This is a genomic window from Iningainema tapete BLCC-T55 (assembly GCF_014698965.1).
In the GTDB taxonomy this organism is placed as follows: Bacteria; Cyanobacteriota; Cyanobacteriia; order Cyanobacteriales; family Nostocaceae; genus Iningainema; species Iningainema tapete.
The window spans coordinates 18,435-36,568 of record NZ_JACXAE010000127.1 but is presented as its reverse complement, the minus strand read 5'-3'; the positions used below and the strand labels follow the sequence as shown (position 1 = coordinate 36,568).

Genomic DNA, 18,134 nt, shown 5'->3' with positions numbered 1-18,134 from the left:
TGTGGTTCCAATTCGAGATGATAATCCTGTAACAATCACGCCTTACGTTACATTTGGGCTAATTGCTGTTAATGTCTTAGCATTTATTTACGAATCTAGTCTGCCTCCACGAGCATTAGATGGATTTTTACACTTAGCTGCTGTAGTGCCAAGAGAACTGTCCTTAAGTTTTCAAGGTATTCCAGTAAATCAGCCAGTACCAGAATGGGTAACTTTGATTACTTCCCAATTCTTGCACGGTGGTATTTTACACTTAGCAGGTAATATGTTGTTTCTCTGGATTTTTGGCAACAACGTAGAAGAAAAGTTGGGACATGTCAAATATTTAATTTTCTATTTGACTTGCGGTGTTTTGGCGTCTTTAAGCCAATGGTACTTCTCGCAAACTTCGGGAATACCTTCTTTAGGAGCAAGTGGTGCGATTGCAGGCGTGTTGGGGGCATATATTCTCCGCTTTCCCCAAGCAGAAATTCTTGGCGTTATTCCTTTAGGATTTTTCTTTCCCACCTTCCGCGTTCCCGCGCTCTATTTTCTGGGATTTTGGTTCCTCCAGCAAGCTTTATATGGAGTTGCAAGTCTCCAAACTCCTACGAACATTGGTATGGAGAGTGGTGGAATTGCGTATTGGGCGCACGCAGGGGGTTTCATATTTGGCGCAATTCTCGGACCATTGTTAGGATTATTTAATGATAAACCCAAGGAACCTTGGTATAGCTAGAAGAAAATTAGTGCCTTTATGCCATAAGGGTAGGCAGCGCTCACCACAAGAGGTATTGGTGGGCATTGTCACCTTTGTGCCATTTTTTCAGGCTATATTGCATTTATAAATCATTAGGAAAAACACCTGTGTTTCCTCTCTACGACGAAAACCCAACGCGAATCACTCCATATCTTACCTATGGGTTGATTGGCATGAATGTTCTAGTTTTCCTTCATGAAATTTCTCTATCAGAGCGGCAATTAGAGCAGTTTTTCGAGCTATACGCAGTCATTCCCAGAGAGTTAAGTGCAAGCTTCAGCGGCATTCCTATCAATCAGCCAGTACCAGAGTGGGCAACACTATTTACGTCTCAATTTTTACATGGTGGTTGGTGGCACTTAATTTCCAATATGTTGTATTTATGGGTTTTTGGCAATAATATTGAAGACCGCTTAGGTCATTTTAAATACCTAATTTTTTATCTAAGTTGTGGTGCTTTAGCGGCAATGTGCCAATGGTTGATTGGCATGAATTCAGCTATTCCTTCGTTGGGTGCTAGTGGTGCGATTTCGGGAATTTTGGGCGCTTACATTATCCGCTTTCCCCAAGCAACAGTTGTGTCATTGATTTTCTTGTTTTTTTTCGTCACCACAATCCGCATTCCCGCACTGTGGATTATAGGAATTTTCTTTGTTCAGAATGTAATATCCGGTTTAACCAGCCTGCAACAAGCAGCGAGAATGACTGTAGAAACAGGTGGTGTAGCTTATTGGGCGCACATTGGCGGCTTCGTCTTTGGAGTAATTCTTGGTCCCCTGCTAGGCTTATTTAAGCGAGATGATTATTAGACATAGCAGTGAAAATTACGTAGAGACTTCGTCCGAACGCGTCTCTACAAAGGTTTTTGGGTAACGCATAATTCTTTTGGTGGAAGTCCTCCATTCTCCCCCACAGCCCCCAACCCCAGAGGGAACCCCTAGCCCCCACTCTCTGGCTAAAACTATGGGATGATTGTTGATGGGTTAAACCAAATTAACAATTTGATACTGACTTTGAACCATCCCATGTTCAAAATATTACAATCTAGGCTGAAGAGCAGCCTACTGGCACTGCTGCTAATAACACTATCTTTAGCCATAAGTACACTCGGATGGACTCCTGATAGTAGAGCAGCGCTACCAGCTGGGAATGCTATTACCGACGGGCAAGCTTTGTTACGATATGCACTGCCAATAGATAACAAACCTGTGCGGCAACTGCAAGCCTCTTTAGAAGATATCTCCACTCAACTGCGAGCTAATCGGCGTTGGGGCGCTGTTTCTAGTGATTTGAGTAAAGCTTCTCGGATTCTCTCTAACCCAGCTAAAATATTAGCGAGTATACCAGAAGAACGTCAAAGCAAAGCAACCACTTTGATTGATGAGTTAAAATCAGGCGTAAGTTCCCTGCAAGAATTGACTAAAAGTAAGGATAAGGAACAAATTTTGCAACAACGAGCCAAGCTGCTCTCGCTTGTTGGTGAATTAGAACAGTCAATGGTAAAAGCGTTTCCTTTTGAAGTACCAGCAGAATACAGTAATTTACCTCAGCTTAAAGGTCGTGCTACTGTAGAAATAAAAACAAATAAAGGGGATATTACTGTGGTTGTAGACGGCTACAGCGCCCCTGTCACTGCTGGAAACTTTGTTGATTTAGTACAACGGGGTTTTTATAACGGTTTAGAATTTACCCGTTCTGAAGAATCCTATGTATTGCAAACAGGAGATCCACCAGGTAAGGAAGTAGGTTTTATTGACCCAAAAACTGGCAAATATCGTGCTATTCCTTTAGAAATTTTAGCAGAAAAGGATAAAGCGCCTACCTACGGTATTACTCTAGAAGATGCTGGTCGTTACCTCGATATGCCAGTTTTGCCTTTTTCTGCTTTTGGTGCGATCGCAATGGCACGCCCAGAAACTGAGGTAAATGGTGGTTCTTCACAAGTTTTCTTCTTCTTATTTGAACCAGAACTTACTCCCGCCGGACGTAACTTATTAGATGGGCGCTATGCTGTTTTTGGCTACGTCACTGAAGGTAAAGAGGTTTTAGATAAACTCAAGGCAGGCGACAAAATTGAATCTGCCCAAGTCATTCAAGGCGCTGAGAATTTAGTCCAGCCGCAAACAGCATAAAATTGTCTATACCCAGAGATCCCCGACAACTTCTACGAAGTCGGGGATCTGATTTGCTCAGAACAAACCCGACTTCTCTAAGAAGTCGGGTTTCTGATTTGCTATCTACACCCTATAAAACTTACTTTAAATGGCAGTTATAAACTAATCCCACAACAAACCACCTAATACGCGCCAAGTGTTGTTGCCAACTATACCATCTACACGTAAGCCATAATCAACTTGGAAATTTCTCACAGCTTGTTCTGTAATATCCAAATAGCTTCCGGTGACTAAATCTGAATTCAGATAGTCTAAAGCAACCAGAACATTCTGTAAAAATCTGACAGCTTCACCTGTATCACCTTTACGTAATTCTGGCATTTGTTTGTTAGCTGTGGGATTAACTCTAATTTGCATAAAAATTGTCTTCCTTTGATTGAATTACTACTATTTCTTCAATGCAACCGTAACCAATTACGGATTTTTTTAGTATACACAGAGGTAATATTTTTCTTTCCTCATCCGAGGGACGGGCAGGATGCCCATCCCACAACGACAAGCCCATTTCACAACTTCTATGGAAGAGAAATAGCCGAAACGGTAAATGGTAAATCTGGTGTCAGCCCTGAACCACGTCTGTCAAATTGAGAGTTGACAACTAGCAACCTTTCTCCTGCTTGGGCTATAGTTGTTGGGCGGGCAAAGGATGGATCTGTGGTGCTTGATACTACCTTTCCACGAGTAAAGTCTTTGGAAAGTTTCACTTTAACGATCAACTGTTGCTGATTACGCACAACGTATAAAGTACGTTTATCACTGAGTAAAATACCATCGCCATTGTTAAGTGTCTCGCCACCTAAGTCAATTTCGCTAACTTCTTTGCTGGCAATGTCAATCCGAAATAGTTTTCCTGTGTTTGACTGTATAACTACTAGATATTTACCATCATTGCTAGCAGCAATACCATTGAGGTTAAAGCCAGGTAAGTATTGGAGACTCGTACCAGTAAAATCGAGCCAAGCTTCAAACTCGATTTCATTTGCCTCGTTAGTAAAAACCCTATACAGTATTGGATTATTTGAGTCGGTGAAGTAAGCATCTCCATTTGGAGCGATCGCTACATCATTAATAAATGTAGGAGTCTTGTTGTTACTGAACTTAGCCAACAATTCACCGTTGTGAGTATCATAAACAAAGATTTGACCAGTAGCACCCCCAGCGACAAATAAACGACCTTTTTCATCGTCTACCTTCAAGCCTACTGCTGTTGTGCGTCCATCAGCACCACCAATTAAAAACACTTCTGCTGATTCTTGTGCTTGATTGCCGCGAAAAATCGTCCCATCTGTTGTGCTACTGACAAAAAAGTTGTTAGTTGATGGTTGGTAAGCAACACCTTCAGGAAAAACAGTGTCTCCTGGAAGAATATAGCGATCAAAACTGCTAACTTGAGCCTTGGTACTAGCAAAATCGAAAGTTACTAATGAAAATACCACAGCTAGGAGCAGTAAAAAGTACTTGAATTTAGGCATTGGTTCAACTTTTTGAGCGTACACCCCCAGATTGAGTGTTTAAATTTAACATTTTGTTAATTTTTATTAAAATTTTAGTTAAGAATTATATTTATTTAGTTCAACTCATGGAGGTAAGACTAAGTAAGATTACCAGCAGCAAACACCTGCTCGACGGTAAGCACTAAATCTAGAAAAGTCCGAGAGACGATTTGTTGGTTGTCGGTAAACACGGTTTCTTCAAACAGCCCTTCTTCTAGCAGCAATACGGAAATTTTCTGCGACAATGGATCTACAATCCAATACTCAGGCACTTCCAAAACTGCATATTCAGAGCGTTTATAACGGTAATCCCGTTTAACTGAATCCGGACGGTATCTATATCTTAAGATCATTGTACAAAGTTGGGAAAACTGCTGTGAACAGTGAATCATCTTCCCTACAAGTTCAAAATATAGGTGAACAAAGACTGTTAAAAATATTACAGCGTTTTTGTCCTGCCGAGATTGTTGGAGATGATGCGGCGGTAGTTGCTACAGAACCTGGGCAATATTTGGTAGTGACAACAGATGTATTAATTGATAATGTCCATTTTAGTGAAATTACTACTTCAGCCGCAGATGCTGGTTGGCGGGCGGCAGCAGCTAATTTATCAGATTTAGCAGCAATGGGAGCAACACCAGTGGGAATTACAGTGGGGCTGGGACTTCCCGGTAGTACCCTTGTCAGTTGGGTTGAAGAATTATACCAGGGAATAACTAAGTGTTTACAACAGTACAATACTCCGATTGTGGGGGGAGATGTAGTGCGATCACCTATTACTACAATAGCAATTACTGCTTTCGGTCAAGCTCATCCACAGCGGATTATCCGTCGTAATAACGCTCTTGTTGGAGACGTAATTGTAGTTACAGGTGTTCACGGAGCTTCAGGTGCTGGGTTAGATTTACTCTTGGATCCAGAAAAACGAGAAAACCTCAGCGAAGGCGATGTTCAAGAATTAATTCGCGCACACCAACGCCCCCAACCACGATTAGACGTTTTGCCCATTCTTTGGGAATTGTACAGACGCCCCGCCGAGACGTCTCTACCACATTTTTCTATTTCTGGTATGGATACCAGTGATGGCTTAGCGGATGCTGTAGTACAAATTTGCCGAGCTAGTGGTGTAGGGGCTGTTTTAGAAAGTGAGCAAATTTCCTTACCTCAAGCGTTCAATAATTGGTTGACAAAAGAACAAGCACTAAAATATGCCTTATATGGTGGTGAAGACTTTGAATTAGTGCTGTGCTTGCCAAAAGAGCCAGCATATGCATTAGTACAGCAACTTGGTCAAGGTGCTGCGGTTGTGGGAACAATTACAGAAGGGTCAACAGTAATTTTACGCCATCAGTGTGAAAATCCCGACCAAGTTTTAACTCTTAGTCGGGGATTTCAACATTTTAGTGAGTAGTAGGGGCGGGCAGTTCGCCCTTACACGTGGTATGATTACTTATTCCACTTAGAGGCAACTAATTCTGCCAAATCAAGAACTCGTTGGCTATAGCCCCACTCGTTATCGTACCAAGCCATCACCTTCACCATGTCGCCACCCATAACCATTGTCAAGTTGGCATCAACAATCGAAGAGGCATCACTACCTTGATAATCGGAGGATACTAGTGGTTCTTCACCATAGTCTAAAATGCCTTTCAACTGATTTTGAGAGGCATCTTTAAGAGCTTGGTTGACTTCTTCAGTAATAGTAGGTCTTTCCACCTGTACGACAAAATCCACCATAGATACGTTTGGGGTAGGTACGCGCAAGGCGACGCCATTGAGCTTACCTTTAAGATCTGGTATTACCAGTGCTACAGCTTTTGCCGCACCTGTGGAAGTAGGTACGATATTGATAGCAGCAGCACGCGCCCGTCGCAAATCGCGGTGAGAAGCATCTAGCAAGCGCTGGTCACCTGTGTAGCTGTGGGTAGTGGTCATTGTACCTTTGATGATGTTAAACTTCTCATGCAACACCTTGGCAACAGGAGCCAAACAGTTGGTGGTACAACTGGCGTTGCTGATAATGTTATGTTTTTCGTGGTCGTAATCGTGATGATTCACGCCGATCACAAAAGTACCATCTTCATTTTTACCAGGAGCGGTAATTAACACCTTCTTAGCACCAGCATTGATATGCTTCATTGCTCCATCTCGAGCAGTAAAGACTCCGGTAGCTTCGATAATTAAGTCAATTTCCCACTCTTTCCAGGGCAAGTTTTCTGGATTGCGATCGGATACACACTTAATGGTTTTACCGTTAACGGTGATGGAGTTATCATCAGCCGTAATGTCAGCATTCTTTAACTTCCCTAGCATCGAGTCATACTTGAGCAGGTGAGCGTTGGTTCTAGGATCGGATGTGTCATTGATGGCAACAAGGTCGATATTGCTATTTTCTCTACCTACCCAGCAGCGCGCAAAGTTGCGCCCGATGCGCCCAAAACCGTTGATTGCAACTCTAATCACAGCGTCTTGCCCTCTGTATATTTCAGCCTAAAATGCTTGGATGACCCCGATCATACCGCAAAGGGGAGAGTATTTATAACTATAAAGTGTTAGATTCTTAAAAAAAGATTATCTCCCTCAATCCATGTAAAGTTCGTGGTCAGTAATATATACTTTGACAGAATCTGGGACCAAATAGTGAAGAGATTTGCGATCGCAACCAAAATTGCCAAATAGACTTGACGAGAGTCCTACTAAAGGTATATTCAATAATTGCCAGTGTATGATAGTACTCTGCTTAGTCAGTGGTCACTCTACTTTCTGGCAGATAAGTTCACATTGGTCTAAAATACCCGTTCTCAAATCGGGGGTGCTACCAACCATTCATACAGTACTGCTCTGGCAAGGCTTTTCTATTGGTACTTGCTGTAAGCTGTCTTGGCTAAGAGTAAGTGTTCCCAATGCACTCTCCTCAAACGTCCGATGCGAAAATTGCTAGTCTCCGAATGGTGAGATGCCTTGAATTTATCAAGTTTTGCAGTCTTTCCCACCTCTAATACATTAGTAATGGTAATTTTGTAGCATCTAAATGTAGACAATTTTAGCTAGTAAGCAGACAATGTGTATTTGAATCCACGTTATTTTATTTCCCGATTGACTAGAAATTTTTTGAATAGTAAACATATTATCCAGATATGAAGAGAAAAAAACGCTAACAAGGGTAAAATCTTTCTGTTATGGCTAGAATAATGCGTAAATTTGGCTTAATATCGGGTATCTATTCTGATTAGCGAGGTAGTATCGGTAAAAAACCAAATCCTGTTATGATACGCATGTCATTTACGGTTATTGTGTGGTGTGGTGTTAGAGGAGTGATTTATGAAAAAATCTGTAGACTTTAGTGGTAAGCCGTTTCATTTTATTGGCATCGGTGGCATAGGCATGTCGGCTTTAGCATACGTGTTGCAATGCCGGAATTTGCCAGTATCTGGTTCGGATCTTCGTCCTAACCACATTACTAAACGTTTGGAATCTATCGGCTCACGTATTTTTAATAGACAAGAAGCTAGTAATCTCCAAACCTTTGTTTCTGGTACTCAGCCATTTGGATTACTGTCACAAAATGAATTGTCTGCTCTAGAACGAGAAAAACTACCCCAAGTTATCTATTCGTCAGCAATTAATACCAGTAATTTGGAATACCAAGAAGCACTCTTATTAGGTTGCCCAATTTTTCACCGTTCCGATATATTAGCAGCTTTAATTTCTGAATACCACAGCATTGCGGTAGCAGGAACTCACGGCAAAACCACAACTAGTAGTATGATTGGGTATATGCTACTAGAAGCAGGTCTTGATCCGACGATTATAGTCGGCGGTGAGGTAAATGCTTGGTCGGGTAACGCTAGAATTGGTAGTAGTCAGTATTTGGTAGCAGAAGCAGATGAGTCAGATGGTTCGTTAGTCAAACACACACCAACCGTAGGAATCATTACCAATATAGAATTAGATCATCCGGATCATTACGAAACATTAGAGGAAGTAGTTAACATCTTCCAAACATTTGCTCAAGGTTGTAAAACGCTCATCGGTAGCATCGATTGTGCGACAGTACGCGATCGCCTCCAACCAGGTATTAGTTATAGTTTAGACAATGAAACTAACGCCGACTACAGCGTTACGAACATAGACTACCATGCTCATGGCACAACCGCTGTAGTCTGGGAACGAGGTAAAGCCTTAGGTGAATTGAAGTTACGCTTGCTAGGTAAGCACAATCTCAGTAATGCACTAGCAGCAGTAGCAGTAGGTAGATTACTGGGTTTAGAATTTGACGCCATCGCTCAAGGGCTTGCCACATTTGAAGGGGCAAAACGCCGCTTTGAATTGAAAGGAGAAGTCAATGGCATAAAATTCATTGATGACTACGCCCATCACCCCAGCGAGATTAGTGTTACCCTTGCCGCTGCACGCCAACAAGCAAAACCAGGGCAAAGAGTAGTCGCAATCTTTCAACCGCATCGCTACAGCCGTACACTCACGTTTTTAGCAGAATTTGCCACTTCTTTTACTCATGCTGATGAGGTTGTTCTGACCGATATATATAGCGCAGGTGAACCAAATCTTGGTCAAATTAGTGGAGAACAACTAGCACTAGAAGTTGCCAAGCATAACCAACAAGTAACTTATCAACCAACTTTAACTCAGGTGTGCGACTATTTGCAGCAAACTCTACGCCCAGGAGATTTGGCATTGTTTTTAGGAGCGGGCAATTTGAATCAAGTGATTCCCGAAGTAATTACTACACTTCGTCAACCCGCAACAGCCACTACTTAGAAGAGAAAACGCTTCACTCGTCTTCAGTATGGCTCTTCCATACTTTGTGTTTGTTAAGTAACGCTTCTCTTCGAGTAAAAAAATCCCGTATTTTCACGCTGTATAAACGTCAAAGAATAACACATCATAGAAAGTATGACAATCTTCCAGGCATCTGCAAATGTCTGCACAATTTCTAGCTTGGCAACTAACAATCTAGCAGCTAATTCCACTGAAAGTAAGGAAATTTACTTACCAGGTACTGATTGTGTCATCAAGTCCCAAGTATCTTTGGCAGGGTATACTTCTTATAGAGTAGGTGGACCTGCGGAATTGTGCGTTGCCCCCAGAAATCTAGCAGATTTACAAGCAAGTATTAAATATGCAAGTATAAACAAAATACCAGTAACAATATTGGGTGCAGGATCTAACTTACTGGTAAGCGATCGCGGCATATCTGGCTTAGTAATCGTGACTCGTCACTTACGCCATACCTATTTTGACCCAGAAACAGGTAGATTAACAGTGGCAGCAGGAGAACCAGTCCCAGGATTAGCATGGGCAGCAGCAGATAGAGGCTGGCAAGGCTTAGAATGGTCAGTAGGTATCCCCGGAACAGTAGGGGGCATGGTTGTGATGAATGCAGGGGCGCACAATAGTTGTATCGCAGATATATTAGTTAGCGCTCAAATACTTTCTCCAGATGGCACTTTGGAAACAGTAAGCAAAGAACAATTGGGTTACAGCTATCGTACATCCTTACTACAAGGAGGCTCACGCATAGTCACATCTGCGACTTTTCAACTCCAACCAGGTGCTGATCCTGCACAAATAATCGCCAGTACCAAGCAACATAAACAACATCGTTTGAATACTCAACCCTATCACTTACCCAGTTGTGGTAGTGTATTCCGTAATCCTAAACCTTATGCTGCAGGTTGGTTGATTGAGCAAACCGGTTTAAAGGGCTTCCAAATTGGTAAAGCTCAAGTAGCCCAACGTCATGCTAATTTCATTGTCAACTGTGGTGGAGCTAGTGCAGGTGATATTTTTAACCTCATTCATCACATCCAAAACAAAGTGCAAGATCGTTGGTCAGTTCTGTTAGAACCAGAAGTTAAAATGTTAGGCGAGTTTCAAGCCGCTTAGCATTCTTTTTCCACCCATCACATTGTGTAGAGACGTTACATGTAACGTCTCTACATTATTGATTAGTAATATACCTCAACAAACCTTCACACGCATCCACCAGTAAATCAATCACCTGATTAAACCCTTCCGTACCACCATAATAAGGATCGGGAACTTCCTTGAGGGTGTGTCGGCTACAGAAGTCACACATTAAATGCACTTTTTGCTTATATTGTCCACTAGGATCAAGAATGAGAATATTCTCATAATTGTCTCGATCCATTGCCAAAATCAAATCAAAGTCCTGAAAATCAGATTTTTTAAACTGACGAGCGCTGCCACACAGTTTAATTTGCAGTTTTTGCCAAGCTGCTTCACTCATCCTTTGATCGGGTGGGCTACCAATGTGGTATCTTGATGTACCAGCAGAGTCACAGATAATTTCATCGCTTAATCCAGTCTGCTCAATCAGATGATTCATAATGTTTTCTGCCGCAGGCGATCGACAGATGTTACCCAAGCAAACAAACAATAGCTTGTAAGGCATAAAATTTATCTCTATTCGTACAGACGCGAAAAACATCGCGTCTCTACAATAACTAAAACCCAGGCAGTTCTAGCCCACTAGTCAATTCTTCCATGCGTTCCCGCATTGTAGTCGTTGACTTATTGTAGGCGTCTTTCATTGCTGCAGTCACTAGGTCAGAAAGCACATCTGCTCCTTCTTTGACTGCGTCTGGAGAAATTTCCACTCGCCTGGGTTCTTGATTTCCACTCACTATTACTTTAACTAAGCCACCCCCAGATTCTCCTTGAATCTCCATCTGCTCCAATTCTTCTTGGAGCCGTTTTGCACCTTCTTGAACTTGTTGTGCTTTTTTAAAGGCATCCGCAAGTTCTTTCATTTTTCCTAAACCAAAATTAAATCCCTGTCCTTTTCCGGTCATAACTAATTGTTCAAGCGTGCCTTGAATAACAAATCAAATTCAATTATAGATGCGCTATTGCATTTACCCATTTTTTATCTATGAGAAATGTTTAATTCTGTTGTTGTGGGGTGTTGTGGGGTGTAGGCGGATGACATCACTCGGCTCAAATAAGTATTTATACTAGAAGAATATGTTAAGAATTACAAAGCAAGTGTGTTATGAGATACCACAAACTGAAAGTTAAGTTAGACTTATTAAATAAATACTCTAAATTTTCACAAGCCTTTCGGGCATGGTAGCGGGTAGAAGGCAAAAGTTAGAAGAAAAAAAGTTTTGCTCTGCCTTTTTGCCATGCCCGAACTTGGTATAAGTTTAAACCAAAATAAATATATTATTATGCAAAAAATGTTAAATTTTGAAAATTTATGTTAAATTATATAAAAATAACGCTCTAAATTTAAGATTAGCTTAATAAATCAACCGTTAGGAAGTTTTCAGTTAGTAATCCTGTCATAGTATGAAACATAAGAGCACTAATATTCGTGCTCATTGATGGTGCTCATGGAAGCAAATTTATTAGTAACAAATGCTAGGGGTGTACTGTTCATGCCCTTGACAATCCTTGTAGTTGATGATGATTTGGGTACTCGTCTGTCTATCGGCGATTATCTTGAACTGTCTGGCTACACGGTAATCATGGCTGATGATGGTCAACAGGCATTGGATATGGTAGAAGAGTACCATCCTGATTTAATCGTCACTGATATTGTGATGCCAAAAATGAATGGTTATGAACTAGTACGAAGAGTACGTCAACAACCAGGAAAACGTTTATTGCCGGTAATTCTATTGACGGCACGAACAAAAACTCAAGAAAGAATTCTTGGCTACCAATCAGGATGCGATTTGTACTTGCCCAAACCCTTTGAACTTGAAGAGTTAGCAGCAGCGATTCGTAATTTATTAGAGCGATCGCAAATCATTCAATCTCAGTACGGTTATTCTTCTCAAGACAATGTGGCTTTCCATCAAACAAAACCAATGGAAGCTCATCATCATTTATCACCTATTGACAATTCCCATAGTATATTAGAACTGACCCATAGAGAAAAGGAAGTATTAGAACTTTTAACTCATGGTCTTTCCAATGCTGAAATGGGTTTACACTTGCATCTGAGTCCGCGTACTGTAGAAAAGTACGTGAGCAGTTTACTCAGAAAAACAGAAACTAGTAACCGAGCTGAACTAGTGCGTTTTGCGATTACTCACGGATTAGTGAAGTAGTACTATTCCCAAGTCGAAACAGAACGTAACACATCGGGAATTTCCCCTTGGGAGATGGGAAATTCTAGCACAGTTTCTTTCAAACCCAAATAACCAGACTCAGTAAACGACATAAGCATCCGCGCCAGTGCAAACCAAACCTCTTGTTCAAATTCCCAATCTTGATAACGTGAGGCTCTACCAGCAATGGAGCGTAACGCCCAAAAATAACTATTCCTTACCACAGAACCACCTTTTTTAAATTCTGGCACATCTTCAAGGTGCAGGAACAGTAAATCCTCTTCTATTCTAGCCCTCATCTCCCCTACTCCCCTACTGCACCAACATAAAATCGTACCCAGTACCAGAAGAAGAACCAGGTTCAATTTTGACAAGAAATGGTGTGCCTTTGCGATCGCCTTCAGGAGAAAATTGAATTGTTCCCGTTGCTCCCAAAGCAGAAAAACTGGGATTAGACAAAGCCACTTGCAATCCTGAGCGAGTATTTCCTTGTTTCAAACCAGCGATAATTGCTTGGAGTGCATCATAAGCAGTTGCTGTGCGGGGATTTACCCTGCCACCCCATAGTTTAGTGGCATTTTCAGTAAAGGCATTGCCAGCAACAGCATCAGGATGCCAAAATACTGGCAGTACCATACCGTTAAAATACCTTTGTCCGCGTTTGAGAGTATCAATAGTATACATCCCTCCATAAGTAAACAATCCTAGCCGACCTCTATTTGCTCGTGCGAGGTTAATGGCTGGTTCAATATTATCTAATCTAGGAAGTAATACCAAACCCTCTGCCCCATCACTGATTGCTCTACCTAAAATAGCATTAGGGTTAAAATCTGGCGCACCGAAATCGCAAACTGTATTGGTGATGTTACCTCCTGCTTGACGAATTGAATCACTATATTGTTGTCTACTTTGTTTAGTTAACGGTGATGTCGAATCGCCACAAATCGCAATATTTTTTCGCTGAGCTTCTTGGGTAATATGGCGAGCTAGAGTCAGAGCGAAAACGCTGCTATCAGGAGAAACGCTAAATATGTATTTACCAGTTGCAGCTCTTTGGGTTGTGGGAGCAACCATCACCAAACCGCCTTGGTTGTAAATCTTTCCAGTGGCGATTGATATATCAGAGCGACTATTTCCTACTATTGCCAAAATACTAGAATCTTTAACAAACTCAGTAGCTAACTGTTGCGCAATGCCTACATCTCCCTCATCATTAGCAATTAATAGCTGCAAAGGTACTCCGTTAATTCCACCAGTCTGATTGATTTCATCTTGAGCTTGAGCCACTCCGCGCAGAGTCTCTCTCGATACATTCAGTATGCTGCTAATTGGCACGCTGACAACCACTTTGATGGCTCTTGATTTACCAATTTTGGCATTATTCAGATAAATTAATGCTTCTGGATCGTTACGATTTGTTTGCAAAGATGCTTGAAACTTATTTTGGGCTGTGGTATAATCACCTGATGCAAATGCTTGCACTCCCGCCTGTTTTTCTGGCGTTGTGTCTGCTGTCACCAAAATTTTATCACCTAAACTCATCCGTGCTTGCATCGGAGAAGTCCGATTGGTGATCAATGGTTGGGTAGTTGTTGCTGGTGATGTTACAGCTTGTGTTGATCTTGCCAAATCTTCACGGGGAGATGTAATTTCCTTAAGCATCCAAATAATAGCGATAATTAGAATTCCCGCAACACCGAGAGAAGCAAGAAGCCGGACATTTTCTTTATTTTGTGTCATGAATAGTCACCCCGCTCCAATCAATTTATTGCCCCAAGATTAAAAATATCTAGCGAAGAATTTGTTAAAGATTTGTGACAAAGTTATCAGCGTAAATGCTAGTAAGCCAGCGAGAATAGTACTCAGTACTATGACAAGTAGTCCTCGAAAAGACGCTTGCATAGGTAAACTTTTAAATATAAATACAACTATTAAAGTCGTAATTACGGAAATAATCAATAAATATGTCTTGGCAAAAATTGGGCGGGCAGAGGCAAAAATAAACCCAGCTAAAATTAGCAACCAAATACCAGAAGCGATCGCAGTACCAAAAAAACTCAGCAAAACTAGCAAAAGTAAAGAACTACCAGAACTAGTTAGTACTACGCGAGGAGATGATTCAGGTACAGTAGTAGGTGGCTGTGGTGGTAAAATAGGAAAAGGTGCAATAATTGTATCAGGTGGGATACTATGATTATTCAAAGCTTGAAAAGCAGCTTTTGCCGAGGGATAACGCTCTCGATAGTTTTCTTTGAGTAATTTATCAATAATTTGCTCTAACTCTTGGCTAATTGGTTGCTTTACGTGCTGACGCCATTGGGAAATCCAGCCATAACCTTGTTTAATCCATAAGTCTCTAGGTGCTATATTGGTGAGTAGATGAAAGCAAGTTGCCCCCAAGCTGTAAAGATCGCTTGCTGGGTACGCCTCCCCTACCTGCATTTGTTCAATCGGGGCATAACCAAAGGAACCAATACTTGTCCCTGGCTTAGCGAGTGCTGTTGTCGTTGCTGCCTTTGCCACTCCAAAATCAATCAGCACAAAATCTCTACTTCCCAATTGGGGGTGAGGCGGTGAGCGACGAATAATATTATCTGGCTTAATATCGCGGTGAATCACATGTAAGTTATGCACCGTCTGCAGTACAGGTAATAAACCACTCAAAAGTTCGCGAATTTTCGCTTCATTAAATGCTCCTTGGTGTTGTAACTCTTGTAATAAATTTTGCCCTTTGATATACTGTTGCACCAAGTACAAGTAGTTATCTTGTTTAAAATAACCATATAATGTGGGAATTTGGGGATGTTCTCCTAGCTGTTGTAAACGTTTTGCCTCTTGCTCAAACAACTCAGTTGCCTTTTTTAAAGACCAACTACCTTTGACTTGTGGCGACAATTGCTTAACAACACATTGTTCATTAAGCTTATCGAGATCCTCTGCTAGATAAGTGCGCCCAAAACCCCCACCCCCAAGCGGTGCGATAATGCGGTAGCGATTTCGCAGTATCGGCACTAATCCTGTTCCGCAACTCAGGCAAAAATTCGTCCCATCAGGATTCTGGGGATTTGGGCAATCGGGATTAAGGCAGCAGATCATACTACCGTCACGGTGATATAATTATCCAAATTAGAAGTATACATTATTTTGTTGACTAGGTGGTAGGGCGATCGCCACCCTAGTCTAAAGTTAAGAATAAAACAATATCTCATTCACATCGGCAATCGCCTCAAACGTAAAGCACTATTACTTACAGAAATAATTGCCCCTGCTACCAAATCCTCTTCAAAACGATTCAACACAAAAGCTAAGCGTTCATTAATTATTTCATAACTTTCATTCCCCAGCCTAAACAGTATTACGCTCGGTAAAGTTTCCCCACTTACCGCCAATAAATAACCAAAATCCAAATCCACTGTTAATAGAATTCGCTCTTCATTACGAGCCTTTACTAAAATTTCATCATCAGGTAATCTTTCTAGACCTTCCTCAACCAAATGTACCGCATCATAACCAGCTTCTTTTAGCCAATTCACAGTACGAGGTGAGATTCCCATATCTGCTAAGAATCTCATCCAGCTTTCTCACCTACTATCGGGAAAACTTGCTCCCGTGACAACCATGCAGCATACATTAATGATTGCTGAATATCTTCTGGTTCCAAATATGGATAATCTTCTAAAATTTCAGCCACAGTTTTGCCATTTGCCACTAAATTAAGAATTAATGAAACTGGAACGCGCATTCCACGAATACAAGCTTGCCCACCCATAATGCGTGGGTTAAATGTAATTCTGTCCAAATCTAACATAAGTTAACTGTCCAATATACTTTTAATTTTTGTTATAATATAGTACTTCGCGCAAGGGAATTTTATTGGGGCAATACGGCAAACAGGGTGTGCCGGGGAACTCGATATCTAAGGCAAACGCACTAAATTTCTGATTTCATCTGTTTCTTAGCAAGATAATGTTCATCAAGGGTACGTCTTAGCATCATTGCGATCACAGCTTGACGGCTAATGTTGAGTTCTGTTGCTATTTTATCAAGTTCATTGAGTATAGAGCTTGGAATTTCCACCTTTGTGGTTTCTAGATCCTGTCTTCTTCGAGAAGTCATCTGACGAGGTGTTCCGACTCTTGTTGTGGTGGAGTCAAAATAGCGCTCTATAACTTCTTCTCCTGCTTCAATTTTTTGTTCTATTTCTTCAATAGAAATTCTGTTCATAATTCGTTCCACATAGTCGTCTGCCAAGATAGTGGCGACTTCTTCGAGGGAGTATCCCCTCTTTTGCTTCAAAAGTTGACTTTTGTGATTATCCCAATCAAATCGCATTATCGCTCTGATTATTCTTTAGGGTTCTGAAATAGATTTAGAGTAAAGCCTTGCGGACATAGATTCGCTTACCGCGTAGCGTGCCGAGAAGATCATACTACCGTCACGGTGATATACTTATCCAAATTAGAAGTATATATTATTTTGTTGACTGGGTGGTAGGGACATCGCATAGCGCAATACCTGTTCAGCTAATTTTACCGTATATTCACCTTTTCTTGTGTAGCGTCTTAGTTAGTTAAGGCGTTCAGTATTTTAGTTTAAAGTTACAAGTTGAAATGCCTGAATTAGGCAATTATTTAGCTGCTTCAGCATCTTTTATTGCAGCATGATCGCCAGTACTGCCACTTCCAATTGCAGTAGTCTCCCTCGTAATTTCTTCTACATTAGAATATAATAATTACAATCAATAAGAATTGTTTAGTTGCTGGTTAGATAGTAAACATGAGACAAGTAATCATGTACAAAGATGAGGATGATTATTGGGTGGTGGAATGCCCAAGCCTAAAAGGATGTATTAGCCAAGGCAAAACAAAAAAGGAAGCTCTATCTAATATTAAAGAAGCAATCTCCGGATACATTGCCGCTTTAGAAGAAGACGGCTTACCTGTTCCTACAGATAATTTTGAAGCTAAGCACTCATTCTACTCATCGCAATTTCTGACATTACACAAAATGGCTCTGACGTGAAATGCTACATTACTTTCTTTTTGCGATATCATCACAAAGGCGACGGTCATCTTTGTTTACATTGGGGTTGTTTTTCAGATAGCCAGAAATCCAAGTACAACCACGTATTAGTAAGTCATCCAAATCCAGATTCCACAATTTTACCGTGTTGTCATCACTGCCAGAAGCGATGGTTTTGCCATCGGGACTGAATGCCACACTCGTGACAATACTGCTATGCCCAGAGAGGGTTTTGAGTTGCTCCCCCTGGAGATTCCACAATTTTACCGTGTTGTCAGTACTGCCAGAAGCGATGGTTTTGCCATCGGGACTGAATGCCACACTGTAGACATCACTGCTATGCCCAGAGAGGGTTTTGAGTTGCTCCCCCTGGAGATTCCACAACCTTACCGTCTTGTCAGTACTGCCAGAAGCGATGGTTTTGCCATCGGGACTGAATGCCACACTGTTGACATCATTGCTATGCCCAGAGAGGGTTTTGAGTTGCTCCCCCTGGAGATTCCACAATTTTACCGTGTTGTCAGTACTGCCAGAAGCGATGGTTTTGCCATCGGGACTGAATGCCACACTCGTGACAATACTGCTATGCCCAGAGAGGGTTTTG

At 41.4% G+C, this 18,134-nt stretch carries 21 protein-coding genes and 1 pseudogene; 8 read left to right on the top strand and 14 right to left on the bottom strand.

Features of this window, described 5'->3' with window-relative positions:
* The first annotated feature begins 1 nt into the window (after position 1).
* The 3 genes from ICL16_RS42440 (at position 2) to ICL16_RS42430 (ending at position 2,871) form a co-directional block, all read left to right on the top strand.
* Complete coding sequence (locus ICL16_RS42440; protein WP_190838321.1) at positions 2 to 718, top strand: rhomboid family intramembrane serine protease; 717 nt, start codon at positions 2 to 4, stop codon at positions 716 to 718.
* Between the two features lie 128 nt (positions 719 to 846).
* Complete coding sequence (locus ICL16_RS42435; protein WP_190838319.1) at positions 847 to 1,548, top strand: rhomboid family intramembrane serine protease; 702 nt, start codon at positions 847 to 849, stop codon at positions 1,546 to 1,548.
* 216 nt (positions 1,549 to 1,764) lie between these two features.
* Positions 1,765 to 2,871 carry a peptidylprolyl isomerase gene (locus ICL16_RS42430; protein ID WP_190838317.1) on the top strand — a complete coding sequence of 369 codons (1,107 nt, stop codon included), beginning with the start codon at positions 1,765 to 1,767 and terminating at the stop codon, positions 2,869 to 2,871.
* A 144-nt stretch (positions 2,872 to 3,015) separates the two neighbouring features.
* On the opposite strand, the gene ICL16_RS42425 is transcribed toward ICL16_RS42430, so the two are convergent.
* From ICL16_RS42425 to ICL16_RS42410, 4 genes and pseudogenes are all read right to left on the bottom strand, one after another.
* Positions 3,016 to 3,270, bottom strand: a complete 255-nt coding sequence (locus ICL16_RS42425; RefSeq protein ID WP_190838315.1) for a peptidoglycan-binding domain-containing protein — start codon at positions 3,268 to 3,270, stop codon at positions 3,016 to 3,018.
* The gene (locus ICL16_RS42420; RefSeq protein WP_190838312.1) at positions 3,260 to 3,418 is read right to left on the bottom strand and encodes a hypothetical protein; all 159 of its coding nucleotides are present in this window, start codon (positions 3,416 to 3,418) and stop codon (positions 3,260 to 3,262) included. Before ICL16_RS42420 ends, ICL16_RS42425 begins: the two co-directional genes overlap by 11 nt.
* A gap of 10 nt (positions 3,419 to 3,428) precedes the next feature.
* On the bottom strand, positions 3,429 to 4,385 hold the full coding sequence (locus ICL16_RS42415) for an SMP-30/gluconolactonase/LRE family protein (RefSeq protein ID WP_190838310.1): 957 nt from the start codon (positions 4,383 to 4,385) through the stop codon (positions 3,429 to 3,431).
* Between the two features lie 119 nt (positions 4,386 to 4,504).
* A pseudogene (locus ICL16_RS42410) lies at positions 4,505 to 4,735 on the bottom strand (Uma2 family endonuclease); the annotation flags it as partial.
* 47 nt (positions 4,736 to 4,782) lie between these two features.
* Between ICL16_RS42410 and thiL the strand changes: the two are divergent.
* Positions 4,783 to 5,817, top strand: a complete 1,035-nt coding sequence (gene thiL / locus ICL16_RS42405) for a thiamine-phosphate kinase (protein WP_190838308.1) — start codon at positions 4,783 to 4,785, stop codon at positions 5,815 to 5,817.
* Between the two features lie 35 nt (positions 5,818 to 5,852).
* Here the strand turns inward: thiL and ICL16_RS42400 are convergent, their stop codons facing one another.
* Positions 5,853 to 6,869, bottom strand: a complete 1,017-nt coding sequence (locus ICL16_RS42400) for a type I glyceraldehyde-3-phosphate dehydrogenase (protein WP_190838306.1) — start codon at positions 6,867 to 6,869, stop codon at positions 5,853 to 5,855.
* 858 nt (positions 6,870 to 7,727) lie between these two features.
* On the opposite strand from ICL16_RS42400, the gene murC reads away from it, so the two are divergent.
* Entirely contained in the window at positions 7,728 to 9,185 is a 1,458-nt protein-coding gene (murC, locus tag ICL16_RS42395; protein WP_190838304.1) for a UDP-N-acetylmuramate--L-alanine ligase, read from the top strand.
* Between the two features lie 135 nt (positions 9,186 to 9,320).
* A complete protein-coding gene (gene murB, locus ICL16_RS42390) occupies positions 9,321 to 10,313 on the top strand; it encodes a UDP-N-acetylmuramate dehydrogenase (protein WP_190838302.1) in 993 nt (330 codons plus the stop codon).
* Between the two features lie 55 nt (positions 10,314 to 10,368).
* Here the strand turns inward: murB and ICL16_RS42385 are convergent, their stop codons facing one another.
* Both ICL16_RS42385 and ICL16_RS42380 read right to left on the bottom strand, forming a co-directional pair.
* The gene (locus ICL16_RS42385; RefSeq protein WP_190838300.1) at positions 10,369 to 10,842 is read right to left on the bottom strand and encodes a low molecular weight protein-tyrosine-phosphatase; all 474 of its coding nucleotides are present in this window, start codon (positions 10,840 to 10,842) and stop codon (positions 10,369 to 10,371) included.
* A 52-nt stretch (positions 10,843 to 10,894) separates the two neighbouring features.
* A complete protein-coding gene (locus ICL16_RS42380; protein ID WP_190838299.1) occupies positions 10,895 to 11,242 on the bottom strand; it encodes a YbaB/EbfC family nucleoid-associated protein in 348 nt (115 codons plus the stop codon).
* A 588-nt stretch (positions 11,243 to 11,830) separates the two neighbouring features.
* On the opposite strand from ICL16_RS42380, the gene ICL16_RS42375 reads away from it, so the two are divergent.
* A complete protein-coding gene (locus ICL16_RS42375) occupies positions 11,831 to 12,508 on the top strand; it encodes a response regulator transcription factor (protein WP_190838358.1) in 678 nt (225 codons plus the stop codon).
* 2 nt (positions 12,509 to 12,510) lie between these two features.
* On the opposite strand, the gene ICL16_RS42370 is transcribed toward ICL16_RS42375, so the two are convergent.
* From ICL16_RS42370 to ICL16_RS42345, 6 genes are all read right to left on the bottom strand, one after another.
* Positions 12,511 to 12,807, bottom strand: coding sequence for a hypothetical protein (locus ICL16_RS42370; protein WP_190838297.1), 297 nt, complete (start codon positions 12,805 to 12,807; stop codon positions 12,511 to 12,513).
* A 13-nt stretch (positions 12,808 to 12,820) separates the two neighbouring features.
* Complete coding sequence (locus tag ICL16_RS42365) at positions 12,821 to 14,248, bottom strand: ABC transporter substrate-binding protein (protein WP_190838295.1); 1,428 nt, start codon at positions 14,246 to 14,248, stop codon at positions 12,821 to 12,823.
* Positions 14,249 to 14,287: 39 nt separating this feature from the next.
* On the bottom strand, positions 14,288 to 15,604 hold the full coding sequence (locus ICL16_RS42360; protein WP_190838293.1) for a protein kinase domain-containing protein: 1,317 nt from the start codon (positions 15,602 to 15,604) through the stop codon (positions 14,288 to 14,290).
* Between the two features lie 113 nt (positions 15,605 to 15,717).
* Positions 15,718 to 16,080, bottom strand: coding sequence for a DUF5615 family PIN-like protein (locus ICL16_RS42355; RefSeq protein WP_190838291.1), 363 nt, complete (start codon positions 16,078 to 16,080; stop codon positions 15,718 to 15,720).
* The gene (locus ICL16_RS42350; RefSeq protein ID WP_190838289.1) at positions 16,077 to 16,316 is read right to left on the bottom strand and encodes a DUF433 domain-containing protein; all 240 of its coding nucleotides are present in this window, start codon (positions 16,314 to 16,316) and stop codon (positions 16,077 to 16,079) included. The genes ICL16_RS42355 and ICL16_RS42350 overlap by 4 nt, the downstream gene beginning before the upstream one ends.
* 122 nt (positions 16,317 to 16,438) lie before the next feature.
* The gene (locus ICL16_RS42345) at positions 16,439 to 16,840 is read right to left on the bottom strand and encodes a BrnT family toxin (protein WP_202895977.1); all 402 of its coding nucleotides are present in this window, start codon (positions 16,838 to 16,840) and stop codon (positions 16,439 to 16,441) included.
* A 444-nt stretch (positions 16,841 to 17,284) separates the two neighbouring features.
* On the opposite strand from ICL16_RS42345, the gene ICL16_RS42340 reads away from it, so the two are divergent.
* A complete protein-coding gene (locus ICL16_RS42340) occupies positions 17,285 to 17,530 on the top strand; it encodes a type II toxin-antitoxin system HicB family antitoxin (protein WP_190838287.1) in 246 nt (81 codons plus the stop codon).
* A 9-nt stretch (positions 17,531 to 17,539) separates the two neighbouring features.
* Here the strand turns inward: ICL16_RS42340 and ICL16_RS46545 are convergent.
* Positions 17,540 to 18,134: WD40 repeat domain-containing protein (locus ICL16_RS46545; protein WP_238361199.1), on the bottom strand; the 595-nt coding region annotated here is incomplete at its 5' end.